Annotated in this window: 13 protein-coding genes; 7 read left to right on the plus strand and 6 right to left on the minus strand. The window is 39.7% G+C overall.

Annotation, left to right across the window (positions count from 1 at the left end; genetic code table 11):
- Positions 1 to 43 precede the first annotated feature (43 nt).
- Positions 44 to 2,509 (plus strand): PEP/pyruvate-binding domain-containing protein, encoded by a 2,466-nt coding sequence (locus tag E4K67_RS15630; protein ID WP_135548301.1) that lies wholly within the window; start codon positions 44 to 46, stop codon positions 2,507 to 2,509.
- A gap of 201 nt (positions 2,510 to 2,710) precedes the next feature.
- Here E4K67_RS15630 and E4K67_RS15635 read toward each other — a convergent pair whose 3' ends face one another.
- Complete coding sequence (locus E4K67_RS15635) at positions 2,711 to 3,328, minus strand: hypothetical protein (protein ID WP_206752207.1); 618 nt, start codon at positions 3,326 to 3,328, stop codon at positions 2,711 to 2,713.
- A 634-nt stretch (positions 3,329 to 3,962) separates the two neighbouring features.
- Entirely contained in the window at positions 3,963 to 6,032 is a 2,070-nt protein-coding gene (locus tag E4K67_RS15645) for a sigma-54-dependent Fis family transcriptional regulator (protein ID WP_135548305.1), read from the minus strand.
- A gap of 585 nt (positions 6,033 to 6,617) precedes the next feature.
- On the opposite strand from E4K67_RS15645, the gene E4K67_RS15650 reads away from it, so the two are divergent.
- The 4 genes from E4K67_RS15650 (at position 6,618) to E4K67_RS30150 (ending at position 9,865) form a co-directional block, all read left to right on the plus strand.
- Positions 6,618 to 7,790, plus strand: coding sequence for an MFS transporter (locus E4K67_RS15650; protein ID WP_158408491.1), 1,173 nt, complete (start codon positions 6,618 to 6,620; stop codon positions 7,788 to 7,790).
- Positions 7,791 to 7,916: 126 nt separating this feature from the next.
- Positions 7,917 to 8,552 (plus strand): cobalamin B12-binding domain-containing protein, encoded by a 636-nt coding sequence (locus tag E4K67_RS15655; RefSeq protein ID WP_135548308.1) that lies wholly within the window; start codon positions 7,917 to 7,919, stop codon positions 8,550 to 8,552.
- Complete coding sequence (locus E4K67_RS15660) at positions 8,553 to 9,707, plus strand: uroporphyrinogen decarboxylase family protein (protein WP_135548310.1); 1,155 nt, start codon at positions 8,553 to 8,555, stop codon at positions 9,705 to 9,707.
- Between the two features lie 14 nt (positions 9,708 to 9,721).
- Positions 9,722 to 9,865, plus strand: a complete 144-nt coding sequence (locus tag E4K67_RS30150; RefSeq protein WP_199242561.1) for a hypothetical protein — start codon at positions 9,722 to 9,724, stop codon at positions 9,863 to 9,865.
- Between the two features lie 285 nt (positions 9,866 to 10,150).
- On the opposite strand, the gene E4K67_RS15665 is transcribed toward E4K67_RS30150, so the two are convergent.
- The 3 genes from E4K67_RS15665 to E4K67_RS15675 all read right to left on the minus strand — a co-directional run bounded on the left by E4K67_RS15665 (position 10,151) and on the right by E4K67_RS15675 (position 13,542).
- Positions 10,151 to 10,906 (minus strand): sulfite exporter TauE/SafE family protein, encoded by a 756-nt coding sequence (locus tag E4K67_RS15665; protein ID WP_243454493.1) that lies wholly within the window; start codon positions 10,904 to 10,906, stop codon positions 10,151 to 10,153.
- Between the two features lie 470 nt (positions 10,907 to 11,376).
- Positions 11,377 to 12,603 (minus strand): NAD(P)-dependent malic enzyme, encoded by a 1,227-nt coding sequence (locus E4K67_RS15670; RefSeq protein WP_135548312.1) that lies wholly within the window; start codon positions 12,601 to 12,603, stop codon positions 11,377 to 11,379.
- 51 nt (positions 12,604 to 12,654) lie between these two features.
- A complete protein-coding gene (locus E4K67_RS15675; protein ID WP_135548314.1) occupies positions 12,655 to 13,542 on the minus strand; it encodes an HpcH/HpaI aldolase/citrate lyase family protein in 888 nt (295 codons plus the stop codon).
- Between the two features lie 449 nt (positions 13,543 to 13,991).
- Between E4K67_RS15675 and E4K67_RS15680 the strand changes: the two genes are divergently transcribed.
- The gene (locus E4K67_RS15680; protein WP_135548316.1) at positions 13,992 to 14,903 is read left to right on the plus strand and encodes a TIM barrel protein; all 912 of its coding nucleotides are present in this window, start codon (positions 13,992 to 13,994) and stop codon (positions 14,901 to 14,903) included.
- A gap of 196 nt (positions 14,904 to 15,099) precedes the next feature.
- Here E4K67_RS15680 and E4K67_RS15685 read toward each other — a convergent pair whose 3' ends face one another.
- On the minus strand, positions 15,100 to 16,158 hold the full coding sequence (locus E4K67_RS15685) for an SLAC1 family transporter (RefSeq protein ID WP_135548318.1): 1,059 nt from the start codon (positions 16,156 to 16,158) through the stop codon (positions 15,100 to 15,102).
- Positions 16,159 to 16,483: 325 nt separating this feature from the next.
- Here E4K67_RS15685 and E4K67_RS15690 point away from each other — a divergent pair, with 325 nt between their 5' ends.
- Positions 16,484 to 17,383 (plus strand): LysR family transcriptional regulator, encoded by a 900-nt coding sequence (locus E4K67_RS15690; protein WP_135548612.1) that lies wholly within the window; start codon positions 16,484 to 16,486, stop codon positions 17,381 to 17,383.
- Positions 17,384 to 17,796: the final 413 nt, after the last annotated feature.

A 17,796-nucleotide genomic window follows, 5' to 3' on the forward strand; every position in this document is an offset into this window, starting at 1 on the left:
GGATGACATGAATGATAAATCAGACTTAGAAAGGAGGGGTTGGGTGAAACAATTAGTTTACTTATTTAAGGAATTGAGAACTGAGCATAATCAGCTAGCGGGAGGGAAAGGCGGAGTACTTGCGCACCTTTATCAAAAGGGTTATCCAGTCCCCAATGGCTTCATAATTATGCCGACGGCTTTCAAAAAAGACGAATTAATTCCAGAAGCCTGGGGCCAGGTCCAGACGTACCTTAAGCAAATATGTCAGGAGGGAGGTGAAAGCTCCTGCGCTGTCCGTTCATCTGCACTATCTGAGGATTCGTCTATGGCTTCTTTTGCTGGCCAGTTTGACACTGTACTGGATGTCAGCACCGACGATGAAGTCCGAAAGGCGATCCGAACCGTGAGCAAGTCACGCCATAGTAAGGAAGTGCAGGTTTACAGCGAGGTAAAAGGTATTAACGAGTCTCACGACATGGCTGTGGTTATTCAGCAAATGGTAAAAGCAGATATTTCGGGTGTTTTGTTTACAGCTGACCCGGTGACTGGTAACCGCAATGAAATGGCCGGCAACTTTATCTTCGGGTTGGGCGAGAAATTGGTGTCTGGTCAGGTCACAGCTTATACATTCAAGCTGGGGAGAAAAACAGGGATTTGGCGAAGGGTTGCCTATGATGGCCCTCCGGAACTGAAAAATTTCGCCACTAAACTCTATAAACTGGGGAACCGCCTAGAGAAGGAAATGGGTTGTCCCCAGGATATCGAATGGTCGATCGCAGGAGGCACCTTATATTTGCTGCAATCCCGGCCAGTGACGACCCTGATCGGACATAATCCAACCACTGGTGAGTGTAACGATAGTATGACTGGTAATTACTTATGGTCGAACGTTAATTTCGGGGAAGCAATCCCCCAGGTGATGACACCTCTCACTTGGAGTGTACAGCAACAAATATTCGAATCATGGAAGTTGCTACCCGGATATCAATCATCCGGCAATATTGGTGGTCGTATCTATCTTAACTTAAGTATCTATGCTTCGGTTTTAAGTGCTTTGGGCAAAAGCAAACAAGGTATAATGCGGTTTCTGGAAGGCTTGTTATACACACGGATTCCAGAGAGCATAGAGATTCCCTTGATACCTCTGTCCAAGCGAACTATGGTGTCCTTCATTTTTAATTTTGTAGGAATAATAATCACACAGATGGGGGTGGTTCGAGAATTGCCTAGGTTCCTGAGTACGAATCCGGCTTGGTGCGAGAGAATGCAAAAACAGCTCCATGAAACAAATAAGAAAGCCGAACTGACTTTCTTGTGGCACAATGAAATTTTCACTCACCTGAAGGACACTGTTTGGAGCGTAATGGGTAGCACTACTCAGTTCTCAGACTATACGATTAAGTTGCGACGTGAGCTAATTGAACTGCTTGGGCCGGAGGATGCTGATACGTTAATATCGGGTTTGAGCAGCAGTTCGAATGTCAGAGACGCCTCAGGCTCAGGACTCATAGCAAGTCTTGGACCTGTTCTTGGAATAGCAAAATTGGCCCGCCGAGAAATCGACCGTACTGAATATATAGATCAATATGGCCACCGGGGACCCAATGAGTTTGAGCTGTCGGTTCCTCGTCCAGCAGAGGACCCTGGTTGGCTCAATCAGCAGTTGGCACAGTTTGAGAAATCACCGATAGATATAGAAGCTTTACTTATAAAACGACGCGCTGAGTTCACTACTGCCTGGAATCGCTTTGAAACAAGCCATCCACGGAAGGTGCGATCTATGAAACGTCGTATAAATAAAGTAGCTCCAAAGGCTCGCATGCGCGAAGCAGTTCGTTCTGAATATGTGCGTGATCGTTGGGTTGCCCGCAACTTTGCTCTTCGCGCTGGGCAATTGACAGGTCTAGGCGATGACGTTTTTTTTCTGACAATTGAAGAGGTGTTGAATGTCTTGTCTGGAGATGAAACAGTAGTAAAATTTATCCCTGCAAGGAAGGACATCCACAGAAGGTACTCGTCTTTGCCTGCCTACCCGTCGATTATATGTGGCCGTTTTGATCCGTTCCTGTGGGCGGTAGATCCCAAGCGATGTAATGACATTTACGATGCTTATGGCTCCGCCTCCGGTTCCACGTATGATTCCAGTGAGTCGAAGGGTAATGTTATAACCGGTTCCGCAGGGTCTGCGGGTCGAATTGAGGGAGTGATTCGTCGCCTGCACAGCCCAGAAGAAGGAGATCAATTTCAAAAAGGAGAGATCCTGGTTACCTCCCAAACAGACATCGCATGGACACCACTCTTTCCTCGGGCGGGAGCAATTGTCACCGATGTGGGAGCACCGCTCTCTCATGCTGCTATCGTTGCTCGCGAGTTGGGTATTCCCGCAGTTGTGGGCTGTGGCAACGCGACCATGCGTTTGCAGACCGGTGACCGCGTACTTGTCGACGGCGGACAAGGCGTGGTAATAAAATTGACTACCTCGGGCCCAAGTGTTTTGAATAAGGACTCTGACTGTCGGTGCGTTTAGGCCTACTTGAGCCCCTATATTTCCAAATGCGGAACGGGTAAACAAAAGAATAGGGGATTAATTCGTTGGGAAGAACCAATGGATGTAGTTGGAAAATCTAGTTGCCAGGCCTGTCCAAGAATCGTATACGTGTACGATTTGGACAGGCCTGGCAGCATCCCTTTATAATCAATTTCACACGTAATGCAAGTAACCTTTCAATTAATAAGGCATTATGTAATAGATCGGAGAATCCTCTTTTTTTACGGGATCTCCATATACCATAAAAATTAAACCTTCTAGGCTTCTACCCTTTATCAAATGTAAACCTTCGTCATTAAGTGCATATAGATTATCTCCTGGGCCTATAGAGCCTGATGAATAAAAATTAACATTATAATACGAATAATCTCCTTTGGGAAATGTTATCCGGTTTTTGTACTTATCAAATCTTGTTAAGACTTCTGTTGCAGATGGCCTTATTTCGTTTTCTCCTCTCTTTTTTTCCGTTACATTAAAATAATTAGTGTCTCTATCATAATGTATAGAGTAACTTTTCAGTTCAGCATTAGATGTATCAATAACAACATTCATAATCATTACTCTGACTTTATAATTAGTAGTAAGTCCAATTTTTAACTCTTCTAGTTTTAATTTTTTATCAGTACTAGATGAATTATAGACAAAAACTTGCCTATAAAATTCCATCATAGATATATCATCAAATGTATGACTTTCAATGTATTGTTTCGCCTGTTCCATATTATTAATTCGCACACTAGGTTTGGCATTCTCGTTCATAACACTCGTAAAAACTGCAGAAGCTATTAGTATTATCACTAAAAATCCTAACACTGCACTTAAATGAACCGCGCTTAAACTCTTTAATAATAGTTACCCTCCTCTTGATGCTATTTGGTGAGTATCAATTGCAGTCTGCTGTCAATTCAAACCCGCTTGCCATACTACGCTATATCCTACTCATGCGTCACATAATATGAATGCGTTCTGTTACACTTAACAAGATTTCAACAACTATCTTAAAATACCTGCCATAATACCATTATTTAAATAAATGCCCTTCTTCCAGAGCGTTCTTAACGTTCTGAAAGAAGGGCATTTATGCACCTCTTCTTAGTATTTTCAACTTCCCAGTTTAGACATAGTACAGTGAAAGCCCTCATTATCTAATTAATAGACAGTCTAGGCTTTCACTGTTAAAAAATATGTTTTCTTAATTCTTCTAAAGGATGAACTGTTCCACGCCATTCAATACCGCCCCTACTTACAATCTTGACCATGGTATTTAATAACGCCCCAAAATACAGTAAACGGCTATAGGGTAAATTTCCAGTTATAGACTAGCAGAAGCATTCATGGGAGCCCAGCAGGACAAATATACTGCCTTTTCGAACAGTAAAATTGATATTTTCGAGTCGGGTAATAAAGAGGTCTCTCACTATGCTATAAGAAGTTATTTGATTAGATGAGTCAAATTGTTACGTTTTAATTTCCTATATAGAGTCGACTTACCGATTCCCAATAGATCAGCAGACAGGGCGACATTTTTATCACAGCGCATTATAGCGTTCGTAATAGCATTTACTTCTGCAGCTTGTATACTCACTACATCTAAATGAGCGAGGGTACTTGTATTCGTAACTTGTTTAGGTTGATTGCTTTCAATGATTTCTTTGGGTAAATGTTCCAGATCGATGATTATACTTTGAGTTGTGTTTACTGAGCATATCATGGCATTCTCCAATTGCCTTACGTTTCCAGGCCAGTCATATTCGACTATTCTCATTTGAGTTGCATAACTGAGCTTAGGTGGCACTTGACCTCTTTTTTCACAATAGTTGTCAATAAAGTACTGACAGAGTAATAACTGATCAGTTCCCCGGTCTCTAAGCGGTGGTATTTCAATATTTAAAACTGAAAGACGATAATATAAATCCTGGCGAAAACGTTTTTCAGCGACGAGCTTATATAGGTCTTGATTAGTTGCGGTAATAACTCTGAAATCAACATCTATAGATCGCTGTCCGCCTAATCTCATAACTTGCTTATCTTCGAGTACACGAAGTAACACCGCTTGGAGTTCAAAGGGTATATCTCCAATCTCGTCGAGAAATAACGTTCCACCTTTGGCTAGTTCAATCTTTCCTGGCCTACCGTTGCGTTCAGCGCCTGTAAAGGTACCTCCTTCGTACCCGAAGAGTTCACTCTCAATCAAATTTCTGGGCATAGCAGCGCAATTGATGGCTATAAAAGGCCCTAAGGGTCGGCATTCGTTATGAATAGCTTGAGCAAAAAGTTCCTTGCCAGTTCCACTTTCACCAATAATCAGGACATTTTCGTTCGTGCACGCATACTTTTTGCTCAGTGATATTGACTTTTTAATAGGCTCACTGTTTCCAATAACATCCTCAAATCTAAACTTTGCTTTGGCACCAACTCTGTTATTAACTAAGGCATTAATTTTATCTACGTTCGCCAGTCGGAGAACTGCGCCATTTCTACAATTATCATCTTCTGAAATAGGTTTAATCGATAACAGGTATTGAAGTTCATTGATTTGGTTAGTAATAGAGACCTCCAGGAACTCTATAGGCTTTACACTTGTTAAAGCCTTTAAAATGTTAGATTGTTTTCCAAAGAAAGGCTTTAAATCTCTGCCTACTGCCTCGTCTTGATTCAAGCGTAATATGCGTGAAGCCTCTCTGTTTAAGTGTTTGATTTTCGCTTCATGGTCTATGGAGATGATACCTTCATCAACATATTCTAGAGTAGCTTTCAGAGTACTATTTGTCATTTTCAACGCATAGTTGCGCTGGGCTAATTTTAACTGAGCTTCAATGGCCACTCCCATAGATGATACCCATCCTAAAGTGTGAGCTTGCAGGTTTAGAAAATTGTTTTTCCAAGGAGAGTCTCCCCGTATCTGATGTACTAGCACCAGGGCTCCGATAACATGACCGAATTCATTCATGATGGGTGACGCTGAACTTATATTATCCTCTAGTTGCAGACAGTAGTGTTCAGGACCCAATAGCTGTACTGGCCTTTTCAGTCTCATACTCAATGAATGTGCATTCGTTCCAACATTTTTTTCAGACCAAACAGCTCCAACCACAGCGTTTATTCTGTTGAATGAGGAAAGAATAGCGGGTTCACCCTCCTGATGCAATATTGTTCCATCACTGCTGAATAAGACTAACAGGTAACCGGATATTTCTAACAACGGTTTAAAAGTCGTAATTAAAGGAACTGCAGTATCAATTAGCAGGCTATTTTGATGAATGAGCTCTTGAATCTCCGCGGTACTCAACATATAGCCCATTGTTTTCATATCAGGGTTGACACCAAATTCCTTTGACCTTATCCAGGATTCGGCAACTTCAGGAACCATACAAGATGTATTCCTTGGATCTATATTATTGGACAAGAAATTCATCTTATTTTTGATCAATTCTCTCCAGCGAGTAGTAAAAACATCTTGGTTATTAGAAACAGGAATGTTTTCTGCATTGGTCCAATTCATTTAAAATCGACTCCTTGCTGAATCAGAAAAGGTTAGAATATATCATGTATTATCTCTAACAAGAGGAAATATTCAGTATTTGTTAATTATAACATAAGTAACTTCGCTTTAATATTTGATAGTAAAATGCAACATATGAGAAAGTTGGATATTTATTGGGACGAGATTCTATAAAATGAGAAAAAAATACACCTAATCGAATAACAACCGACTCATCAATAAGCCCTTTCCAATTTTATTGGACTATCTGTATCCGTTAATTGCCTGAGTGCGGATAGGCTGATCTAGGGGGTTCTGAACGATTAGAAAGTCTTCCCATCTCAAAATATTACATTATACTACGTTTTGTGTTTTTTGGGCATACTTCTTGCTTAATGTATAAGCAGTACAGAAATTCAAAGTGTACCAGATCGCTCAAAATCGAATTTCGACTGAAAACTCTATTTAGTTTAGGAGGGTAGCCGCCTGTGTTTAATTTTATTAATTGAACGCAAAATTGCAGTTTGGCTTTTGCAATATGTTAGCAAGATGCAGAATGGATTGTACTTTGATACATAAGCTATCTCAATGGAAGGATGGAGAATTATGAAAAATAGTACCATACTAAAAATTACCGTATTAAGTCTATCGCTACTTAATCTCACTCCAAATGCTATTTCTGTTGCCCTTGCAGATATAACCCAATCATTTCCTGATACCAGCCCCAGCACGATTGCGATGATTCTCACTTTACCATCATTATTCGTTATTTTCTTTTCTAGCATAAGCGGAAAGCTATCGACTGTGATTAGCAAAAAATTACTGGTACTCGTCGGGCTAGTGTTATTTACTGTTGGAGGAGTAGCTCCGGCAGTGATGTTTTCTAACAGTTTAATCTTCATTTTAATTATGAGAGCTATTATGGGTATTGGTCTAGGAATTTGTGTACCCTTCACGACAGGATTGATTGCTGATTTCTTCCAAAAGGATGATGAGCAAACAACCCTAATGGGATTTCAATCTTCAGTCGTTAATATCGGCGGAATCGTTACAAGTCTTTTGGCAGGAATATTAGCTGCAATTTACTGGAGCAATGCTTTTTGGGTCTATGGAATAGGAATCATTGTATTCTTGTTAATATTATTCAAACTGCCTGAGCAGACTAGAGTTGTCATTGAAGGTACCCAGAAAACATCTTTAGGAGGGATAGTGTATTTCATAAGTTTTCTTGGGTTTCTATTTTCAGCCTTGACGTTTCCAATCTTTGCTAATACGGCTCTGCTTATAGTTGAACAAAATTTTGGAAATGCAGCTTCTGTTGGCATAACACTAACTTTCTTCTCTATAGCAGGTCTAGTTGCAGGTCTCATATTTGGGAAAGTTATGAGTACTTTAAATAAATTCACAGGCGTTTTTGGAACGATATTCGCAGGGGTGGGTTTTCTAGTAATCACCTATGCAAGTAGTTTGAACATGGTCATTGTTGGGGCAATTTTAACAGGTTTTGGCTATTCAACGATTATACCATTCCTGGTTGTTAACACTGTCATAAACACAGATCGATCACAAACAACATTTGCAATTGGAATCTTGTTAAGTTGCCTTTATTTAGGTCAATTTGTATCACCGTTTATATTAATCAATATAGCTAAATCCACAGGAAATACTTCGCAAATGTATACGTTCTTATTATGTGGAGCTATTTTAATAGTAAGTAGCATCGTTATTTTCCTCTTCAATCTAAAGAAGTCTAGTGCCCTTGCCCTAAGCAACAAGTGAGAATTTCAGAAGTTATTGCTATTTACGACCCGAGAATTTGCTACAAGGAGGTGTTCGCAAGGTAGATTAAGTTTCTGCAATTAGTATTTAGGGATACAATAAATTTACCAGGGAGGGAAAAATAGGATGAATTTGAGCTTACTAACACAAGCGGTAGGAGATATCGATGAAAGCACTATTTTAACAATCATTAACGATTTTGTCGCTTCAAACCCCAATGGTGAAGATGCGCAGAAGGTTGTATTAGCTTGCCAGCAAGGTATGGCGATTGTTGGGGATTTATTTGAAAAGAACGAATACTACGTGGGCGACTTGATTTTTGCTGGGGAATTGCTATCCCAAACAATTGAATTACTAAAACCTGTATTAAGTGGTGTAGCCACTCAAAAAGTTGGTTCGATCGTCATTGGTACTGTTGAAGGAGACTTACACGATATTGGGAAGAATATTTTCGGTAGTATGGCAGAAGCAGCAGGCTTTGACGTGTACGACTTGGGTATTGACGTATCACCTAACGCATTTGTCGAGAAGGTAAAAGAAGTTAAACCACAAATCCTGGGGATGAGTGGCGTCCTTACCCTTGCTATTGATTCTATGAAAAACACGGTAAATGCACTTAATGATGCGGGCTTTAGGGATAGTGTGAAGATAATTATCGGTGGAAATCCTGTAAGTAGAGAAGCTTGTGAACAAATCGGTGCGGACGCTTTCACAACAAATGCTGCTGAAGGCCTAAAAACTTGTCAAGGGTGGGTGAAATAAATGATTGAAAAGATGCCATCATCTGAAGAAAGAACCCAATTGTTTACCGATCTAATGGACGGCAAAATCCCTAAGAGAGTACCGGTGGTTGCGCAATTAACGCATGAATTTGCCATTCAATATGCTGGCGGAGATTTGCAAGAGGATCAGTGGGATACTACCAACCTAGAGGCGAGTTTTGAAAAAGTATGTGAGGACTTTTATTCTGACCTATTACCCGTTTCCGCTTTCAGATTGCCGTCTTTTTACAAATTATTGGGCTCCAAAAATTTTGTAATGGGTTCAAATGGCTTTCTCCAGCATCCCGACGTTGAAGGACTTAAATTAGAGGATTATGACGATTTTATTGCTTCACCTTATAATTGTATCTTAGAGAAGGTATTACCAAACTTGCATTCGGCACTTAATTCGGATCCGGTTACAAGGTCTTTAGTGATGGCTAAAGCCTTCAAGGCCTATACGGATGAAACTAGTAATCTTTTCAGGATATATGGAAACCTAATTAACAAATCTAATTATGGCACGGTAAATTTCTATGCAGGTTTCTGCGAGGCTCCGTTTGATATTTTAAGTGATCAGCTAAGAGGATTTAAGAATATTTCCTTGGATGTAAGAAGAATTCCCGATAAGGTAGAGGCAGCAGTCAATGCAGTAACTCCTTTGATGATAAAAATGGGTAACCAACCCTTCCCTGATAAATACAATGCTACCTTTATTCCTTTACACATGGCTCCCTATCTGCGTGACAAAGATTTCGAAAGATTATACTGGCCTAGTTTTAAAAAATTGGTCGAGGGGCTTGCGGAAAAAGGCATGAGATCCTTTTTGTTTGTTGAACAAGATTGGATGCGTTATGTGGATTATCTTGCGGAACTTCCTGCTGGGACTTTAATGACGTTTGAGCATGGCGATCCCAAGATTGTAAAGGAGAAATTAGGAAATAAGCATATTATCAGTGGTTTCTACCCTCTTTCACTCTTGAAAACAGGTACAAAAGAACAGTGTATTGACAAGGCAAAAGAGCTCATCGAAATTATGGCACCTGGTGGCGGTTATTACTTTAGTTTTGATAAAGTAATTATTACGTTAAACAGTGTTAATGTCGATAATGCAAAGGCTGTATTGGACTATGTAGCTAATAATGCCAGTTATTAAAGGAGGGACTCTTTATGAATACAAATTACTATCAAACCTGGGAAGAGTATTTGGCTGAACATACGGAACTCGACGAGAAAGAGGCTCAGGTAATGGCCCCAAAAATGCAAACCTATGAGGAAATGTTGTTTGCATTCATTATGTTTCTCTGCGCTTAAGGTAACGCTAGTGGTTGAAATCCGTTGTTTTCTCTCTGTGCGAACTGCCTTAGAAGCTGCCCCCATGATTTGATCCACCTTCCACCCCGCAAACCGACTAGGGATTTTTGGTCTATGTCAATGGTTACAGCTTAAAGGCACTTGCGAATGTATTTTGTCTACAAAAGAAGGACAGGCGCTCATTAAAGTGCCTGCCCTTCTCCAATTTTTTTGCCTGCCCATACCCATTCAGTCATCAATGGTTTGACTGAGGTAGCTAAAGTGCTGCTTCCTTGGAGGTCTGGTTCAAATAAAAAGCTTAATTGTTGCAAGGGCAGTGATAGCTATTACAATATTGCGAAAAAACTTATCATCGAGCTTCTTTATAATTGCCACTCCCACCAAAGCACCTATCGTGATAGCGGGTATCATACCGCCGGCAAGCAAAATACTTTTCATTGTAATATTATGCCATACGAAGATTTGAAGAGGAACCTTAGCTAAATTTATAATTAAGAAGAACCAAGCTGTGGTACCCATGAAATCATTTTTCTTAAAATCCGAAGCAAGCAGATATAGTGTGAAAATTGGACCAGCCACGTTACCGATCATCGATGCAAAACCGACCAGAATTCCGATTAAAGCATAGAACCAAAACTTCTTTGGAACATTCAAGCGCTCCCCCTTCATTTCTGTATAAACCAAAATAATTAAACATATTAAAACCATTATGGCTATGAGGGTTTTAAATTGAGAATCGTTGATATATTTACCGACGGTTAAGCCCAATGCAAGTCCAACTACCGTCCAGGGTAAAAGCTTCTTTATATTGCTCCACTCGGTATGCCGATGGTAATACCACACCGCAAACAAATCGCCCACTATGAGCATAGGCAAAATAATTCCCGTTGATTCCCTTCCTCCAAATACATCGGCCAGTATAGGTATGACAAGTATTAAAAATCCACTAATTCCAGTTTTTGAGAACCCTATCATTAATGCCCCAACGAAGAACCAAGACCATTGGAAAATAGTCAAATTGAACGTATGTAAAAATTCCAAAGCATACCTCAACTCCACTCCACTAAGATTTAATTGAATACAAACATTATTCTACTCTCAGATAGATATACCATAATCCAAATCTAAATATATACAAACGAAATATATACAGTTATGCGCTTTGAGATACCTTAAATTGCTCAAGTATAGAATTCAACAAATTCCCTAAATATCCCTGCCATAAATGCGAATATCGGAAAATAATAACCAGAACGCAAATAGTTTAAGTCAATAAAAAAAGAGTCTTCTCTGTAGTTCAACGAACTCATGAAAGGACTCTGCAAAAATTCTTTATGAGATGGGAGCAAAGATCTAGATTCAAGGAAAATTCATCATTTCGCAGCTGAAAACACTCTTATATAGGACAGTGCGTCGCCATCACAAGTATTGTTAAAACGCCTATCTAACTTTCGTATAAAAGGTCAAGTCTTGAGTAAAAACGCAATCTGCGTGATCTTATCCTATCGACATTATTGGGCAAGTATGCTATATAGATTCTGAGCAACTAGTGCAGGATCCACTTTCTTTTTCGCCACACCGCTGTCCATAGCTGCTTTGGCGACTGCGGCTGCTACCTCAGGCGCAACTCTGATGTTAAAAGCTTTCGGGATGATATAGTCTGCACTGAGCTCAGAGGAACTAACAATTGAAGCGATGGCTTTAGCGGCGGCTATTTTCATTGCCCCGTTGATTTCCGTCGCTTCAGAGTCTAATGTGCCACGGAAAATTCCGGGGAAGGCAAGAATATTATTGATTTGATTCGGATAGTCGGAACGGCCTGTTCCCACAACTGCTGCACCAGCTTCCTTCGCTTGTTCCGGCCAAATTTCCGGGACCGGATTAGCTTGTGCAAAAACAATTGAATCTTTGGCCATTGAACGGACCATGTCTGGAGTCACAGTATTCCCCACTGATATTCCGATAAACACGTCAGCCTCTTTCAATGCGTCCGCCAGACTGCCTTTAATCATTGCGCGATTTGTCTTCTTAGCAATTTCATACTTGTATTTATTCATTCCTTCTGTACGGCCCTCATAAATTGTGCCTTTGGTATCGCACATAATCACGTTTTGAAGACCGCAATCCATCAATAGTTTGACAATGGCCATACCTGCTGCTCCTGCTCCACTTGTAACAATATTAACACTTTCCAAGTCTTTATTAACCACTTTAAGAGCATTGATGATGGCAGCTAACGTTACAACCGCTGTTCCGTGCTGATCATCATGGAAGACGGGACCATCATAGATCTCTTTCAATTTTTCTTCAATTTCGAAACATTCAGGAGCTTTAATATCTTCTAAGTTAATGCCACCAAATGTTGGTTCTAATAATTTAGTGAATTCTACAATTTTATCGACATCTTTTGTGTCAATACAGATTGGGAAGGCATCCACTCCTGCAAAATGTTTAAATAGAAGCACTTTACCTTCCATTACAGGCATCGCAGCGCGGGGCCCTATATCACCAAGCCCGAGAACTGCTGTCCCATTGGACACTACTGCCACGCAGTTAGCTCTATTTGTATATATATTGACCAAATTAGGATCTTTGGCAATCTCCAAACAAGGTTCAGCAACTCCAGGAGAATAGGCCAGACTCAAATCATGCTGATCACGACAAGGAACTTTAAGTGCTATCTCGATTTTTCCACGATTATCGGAGTGGAGCTTTAGGGCATCATCTTTTATAGACATAAAAAGCATCGTCCTTCCTTTATATAATTTGTTCAGACTGACAAAATCAAATTACTTGTTTCCTAACTTTGCCTCGATTTCGGCTTGTGCTTTGAGTATATCCAGTGCATTGAGATACACTGGAGTGTCAACCATCTTGTTATTAAAAGAAACTGCTGCTTTTCCCTTAGCAATAGCTTCTTCTTCGAAAACTTTCACAATGCTTTTAGCCCATTTTACATCAACTGGATCCGGGGAATACAGTCGATTGGAGGCTTCAACCAGATTTGGATGAACGATCATACGGCCTTTATAACCCATCTGGCGGCCTTCAGCCACGTTGAGTTCGTAGGCAGGAATATCCAGGTAGGATAGGAACGGAGCGTCAATCGCGATCACGTGGGCTGCACGAGCAGCAATTGCCATATATCCTCGAGCAAACTGTTGTTCTACAGCCTCAGACGTCAGCTTAACTTGCATATCGCGAGTGTAGTCAACAGCACCGAAGATAGCAGCGACAACGCGCGGGCTAGCTGCGCAAGACTCATAGGCATTGATGATACCTATTGCAGTTTCAATCAGTAGGCAGATTTTAACACTACCGACTTCCAAACCGCGATCTCGTTCAAGTTCTTCTAATCTCCAATCAAGACGCTTCACGTCTGAGGCACAGCCAGCTTTCGTCAAATTTATACCGCTAAGGCCTTCGTATACAGTAGCTTCTAAATCATCATTGGTCAGGTTAGTTTCCCAACTGTTCACCCGAACCCAGGCTTCCGCGCCAGTTGAACCGGCGTACTTTATATTTTCACGAACCATTTGACGAGCTTTAGCTTTCTCTGCTGGCGGCACTAAATCTTCAAGATCCAACACGATAACATCTGCCTGAAAAGTCAAAGCTTCCTCCAGAGATTTCTTGTCATTACCGGGAACATAGAGCATTGATCTCATGATTGCCATTATCTGTTCCTCCCCTTTTCACATTACTTATTACAAGCGCTTGTTCTATCTTCATTGTAGATATCTCATATGGTTAAGTAAAATACCTGTTAAGAATGCAGTGTATTTAGACAATAAATAAAGCCATTATGAATTTGACTATTTTAAGCTGAATAATGTTTCATAATCAACCTACTCGCTTTATTCATTAGGTAAATACAATCTATTCTGAATCGATATTTTACTATGTTATGGAAGATATTTATGATGTAGAGAGAATAACCAAGAAGATTTAATTGTAGGGTCAATTTTAGGTACAAAATTATAAATAAAGGCGGGTGTAACGAAATCGTCAGTATGACACCTCTGTCATTAGGATGGAATGATATAAAAATAGTGGATTCTATTGTAATGGCAAACCTGAATCCACTATTGATAAAGTATTGGAATATTTTTTGGAGGATGTTTTGATGGATGAATCGATTCGAAAGTATATGAAAGTTGGCCTGGTCCATTTTATGGCATACCCCAACACTATAAATGGGGAAGGACCGATCCTAGAGACATTAAAGAAAGTTGCCCTAGACGAATACTTTGAAGTGGTCGAAGTAACCTGGATAAAGGACAAAGAAGTAAGAAACAAGGCCAAAAAGATTATTGAAACATCGCACATGGAACTTACCTATGCTGGTATGCCCAGACTGCTAATCACTAAGCAGAATATCAATAGCCTCAATGAACAAGAACGCCTGCAGGCACTATCTAACCTGAAAGAAGGAATCGATGAAGCTTATGAGCTGGGAGCTTTAGATTTTGCCTTTCTGAGTGGCCAATATCTTGAAGAGCTAAAAGAAGACACTTATCAGGTGCTAGTCAAATCGACCAAGGAATTATGTGCTTATGCAAAATCAAAAGGAACAATGAAAGTGGCACTAGAGGTTTTTGACTATGATATCGACAAATGTTCGCTTATCGGGCCAGTCGAACTAGCCAAAAGATATGCTGAAGAAATCTGTCAGGAATATGATAATTTCGGCTTAATGGTGGATTTAAGCCATCTGCCGCAGCTTCGGGAAACTGCAGAAGAATCTCTTATTCCTGTCCAGGAGTATATAATCCATGCCCACATGGGCAATACGGTCGTCAAGGATAAGGCTTGTTCTGCCTACGGCGACACTCATCCGAGGTTTGGCTTTCCCGGCAGCGAAAATGATGTTGAACAACTTGTTGCTTATCTCAGAGTACTCTTATCGATAGGTTTTCTAAACAAAGAAAATCGTCCTATCGTCAGCCTCGAAGTCAAACCTTTCGGCGACGATGATCCTGACTTGATCGTCGCAAATGCAAAAAGAGTATTAAACCTTGCCTGGGATAAAGTATAAAACAAAGCTACTTGTCAGTCTCAGCCCACTAAGGTTGGGGTTCAATCTAATATCAAATAATAGTATGATCCTGGAAATTTGCAAAACAAGCACTTAGTTACGTCGTTCAGATTTAATAGAAAAACTGCTTTAAGCCGCAAGACTTAAAAGCAGTTTTTCTATTAATACCTGGATTTGGCTTAAGAAGGTCTGCCTGTTAATATTCACCAGAGACTACCGCGTACACAGTATAGCCGAAAGTATAGAGCCAAAGAGCGGTTAACATGACCATAAGAAAAATGGTATAATTCATAATTAAAGGAGACAAGAAATTCGCAGCAATCTTTTGGCTGGCAATAGTGTACACATGAAGAGAAAAGATTAAAGCCCACCACCCAAGACTGAAGGAAATTCTCCTTTCCCACAATTCATGAATCAGAATAATTAGGATAACGCCCACAATCCAAAGACCAACGCCCCAAAATAGAACGGCAAGCAGATAAAAGAAATCTGTACTACTAAATAAACCCATGATCTGGGCATTTTCTGCAATATCAATCAATGTACATATCACCAGACCTACTACACCTAACAAGATTCCGAAGAAAGAAGTCATTGAGACCGGGGATAAAGATCTTTGCGCTACCCGAATAAAAATAATTCCAATGATGAAGTGAAAAAAAGTAATACCGATACCCAGCAAGACAAGATTAATGATTAATATTGTCAATGCCCAACTCGGGTGGAGGTTCATCGTTATTTTCAAGACAGGATTCCCAATAAGTAAGATAGTCAGATTAGTAATCGGAACCATAAACCAAGATAAATTCATAGTCTCAGGTAACGAGGATACTTTCGTGCCCATCATTTGCAAAGTGGTATAAAACGTTAAAAAAGCAACTCCTAAAATCACGATAACCCAGATGGAAAAGGTTAATATGTAAACTACGCAAAGACTGAGATAAGAATCCCAAATAGTGTAAATATTTGTTCCTAAAATTATAGTAGCGACAGTCATAACCATAAAGAAGTTGATAGTTACCGACTGGCGCAGGTCAATTCTTACGCACTTGTAATAGATTACCCAGCGAATCAGCCAAAGCATAAGTACTGTGAAATATAAGATATCAGCCGAGCCTGCTAAGAAGGTTCCTAAAAGATGTACCGATATAGCGCTTGGCTGCCATTGACAAAGGATATTAACCAGACCTCCAGTCCCAATAATTACAGCAAACCAGTGAGGTACAAGATACTTAGTAAATTGTTTTTCCGGCATCTGATTTGTCCTTTCTCAACCGTAATTAAACGTTGATATTTAAACCATCAGCATATTAATGCTAATCGCAGTAACACTTAAGAACACTTATACTGAGGATTGGATGCCAGTAAATGAATAATAAATTATTATGAAACCAAGCGCTTGTTAGGTTCATTGTAAATACCTCTTGTTGTTAAGTAAAATACCTATAAAGAATATAGTGTATTTGAACAATAAATAAAGACTCTATTGGATACCAATAGGTCTATCATCCGCCTTGAAACCAACACTTTAGAAGATGGTTTCTTATTAAATTCGCCATTGTATGAAAGGTTGCGAAAATATGGAAATTAGACATTTAGAATATTTTATGGAAGTTTCACGCTATAAAAGCTTCAGTAAAGCAGCTGAGGTCACTCATACCTCTCAGCCTTCTATTAGCAAGGCGATTAAAGATTTAGAGATAGAACTAGGAATAACTCTATTTTATCGCAGTACAAAATATGTTAAATTAACGGACGCAGGAGAGGCTATTCTTGAACAGGCACAACAAATAGTATCATCTTTTAGAAATATAAATGCTCAATTAGAAGGTCTTACTAAAATGCAAACGGGGAAAATACATATTGGATTACCTCCCATCACTGCAGTAACAACCTTCTCTCATTTGCTGGGCGCCTTTAAAAGTGAGTACCCTAAAATTCATATCCAATTATATGAGTTTGGGCCCAAGAAGATTGAAGCATCTCTTCAAGATGGCCTACTAGATATCGGTATATTCACGCCTGAGGACAGTGATCATTTCGAATGGATTTGGTTCGAGCAAGATCCGCTCAGTGTGATTATGCACCCGACACATCGGTTAGCTCAGTGTTGTAACGTTGATTACGAAGATTTCTATGGAGAACAAATAATTTTATACAATAGTGATTATAAACTCCATGATATTATTATCGAAGGATGCAGACGAGCTGGGGTTAACCCGGAAATTGCTTTCGAAACTTCTCAACGCGAGTTGATGACCCAAATGGTGGCTGCCAATCTCGGTTTAGCTCTTTTACCAAGCAAGATATGTAAGGATCTTAATCCAGAAGTTATTGTTTCTCGTCCGTTCTCCGATTCGCAATTATGCTTGCAGTTGGCATTAGTATGGAAAAAAGGCCGTTACCTTCCTCACGCCGCACACGAATTATTAACTTTTTTGAAAAACTATCTTTCTGATGAAATAAGAACGCAAGCATAAAAATAAACCTAACCCACTCCATTGGAACAAATGGCAATATGGATATTATGTAGATTCAGTATAATGTTTAGTTCTTCCCCCTCTTCCGCAGCAATTTAGCCTTTATGATGAATTCCACTGCCTCTTGTTGTTTCAGTTATTCAGTGAATTATCTCCCATTGACTAATTCTCATTAAAATTGGCTATACCTTCCCCTACCCCCAAATATCCCAACGGGCTCTCATTATATAAACAGTGTCTTCAGCGCCATATCCATACTAGTCGTTACTATCATTATCTGTGTAACTTGTTTTGAATCTTCATGATTTTTTCATTGTCATTCGTGTCATCATATTATATAATTTAAATTATAATAATTATAATTTAAAACGATTTATTAATAAAGCAAATCATTTTATTTTAAACAGTGCAAG

The sequence above is a fragment of the Desulfosporosinus fructosivorans genome (genome assembly GCF_004766045.1).
Taxonomy (GTDB): Bacteria; Bacillota; Desulfitobacteriia; order Desulfitobacteriales; family Desulfitobacteriaceae; genus Desulfosporosinus; species Desulfosporosinus fructosivorans.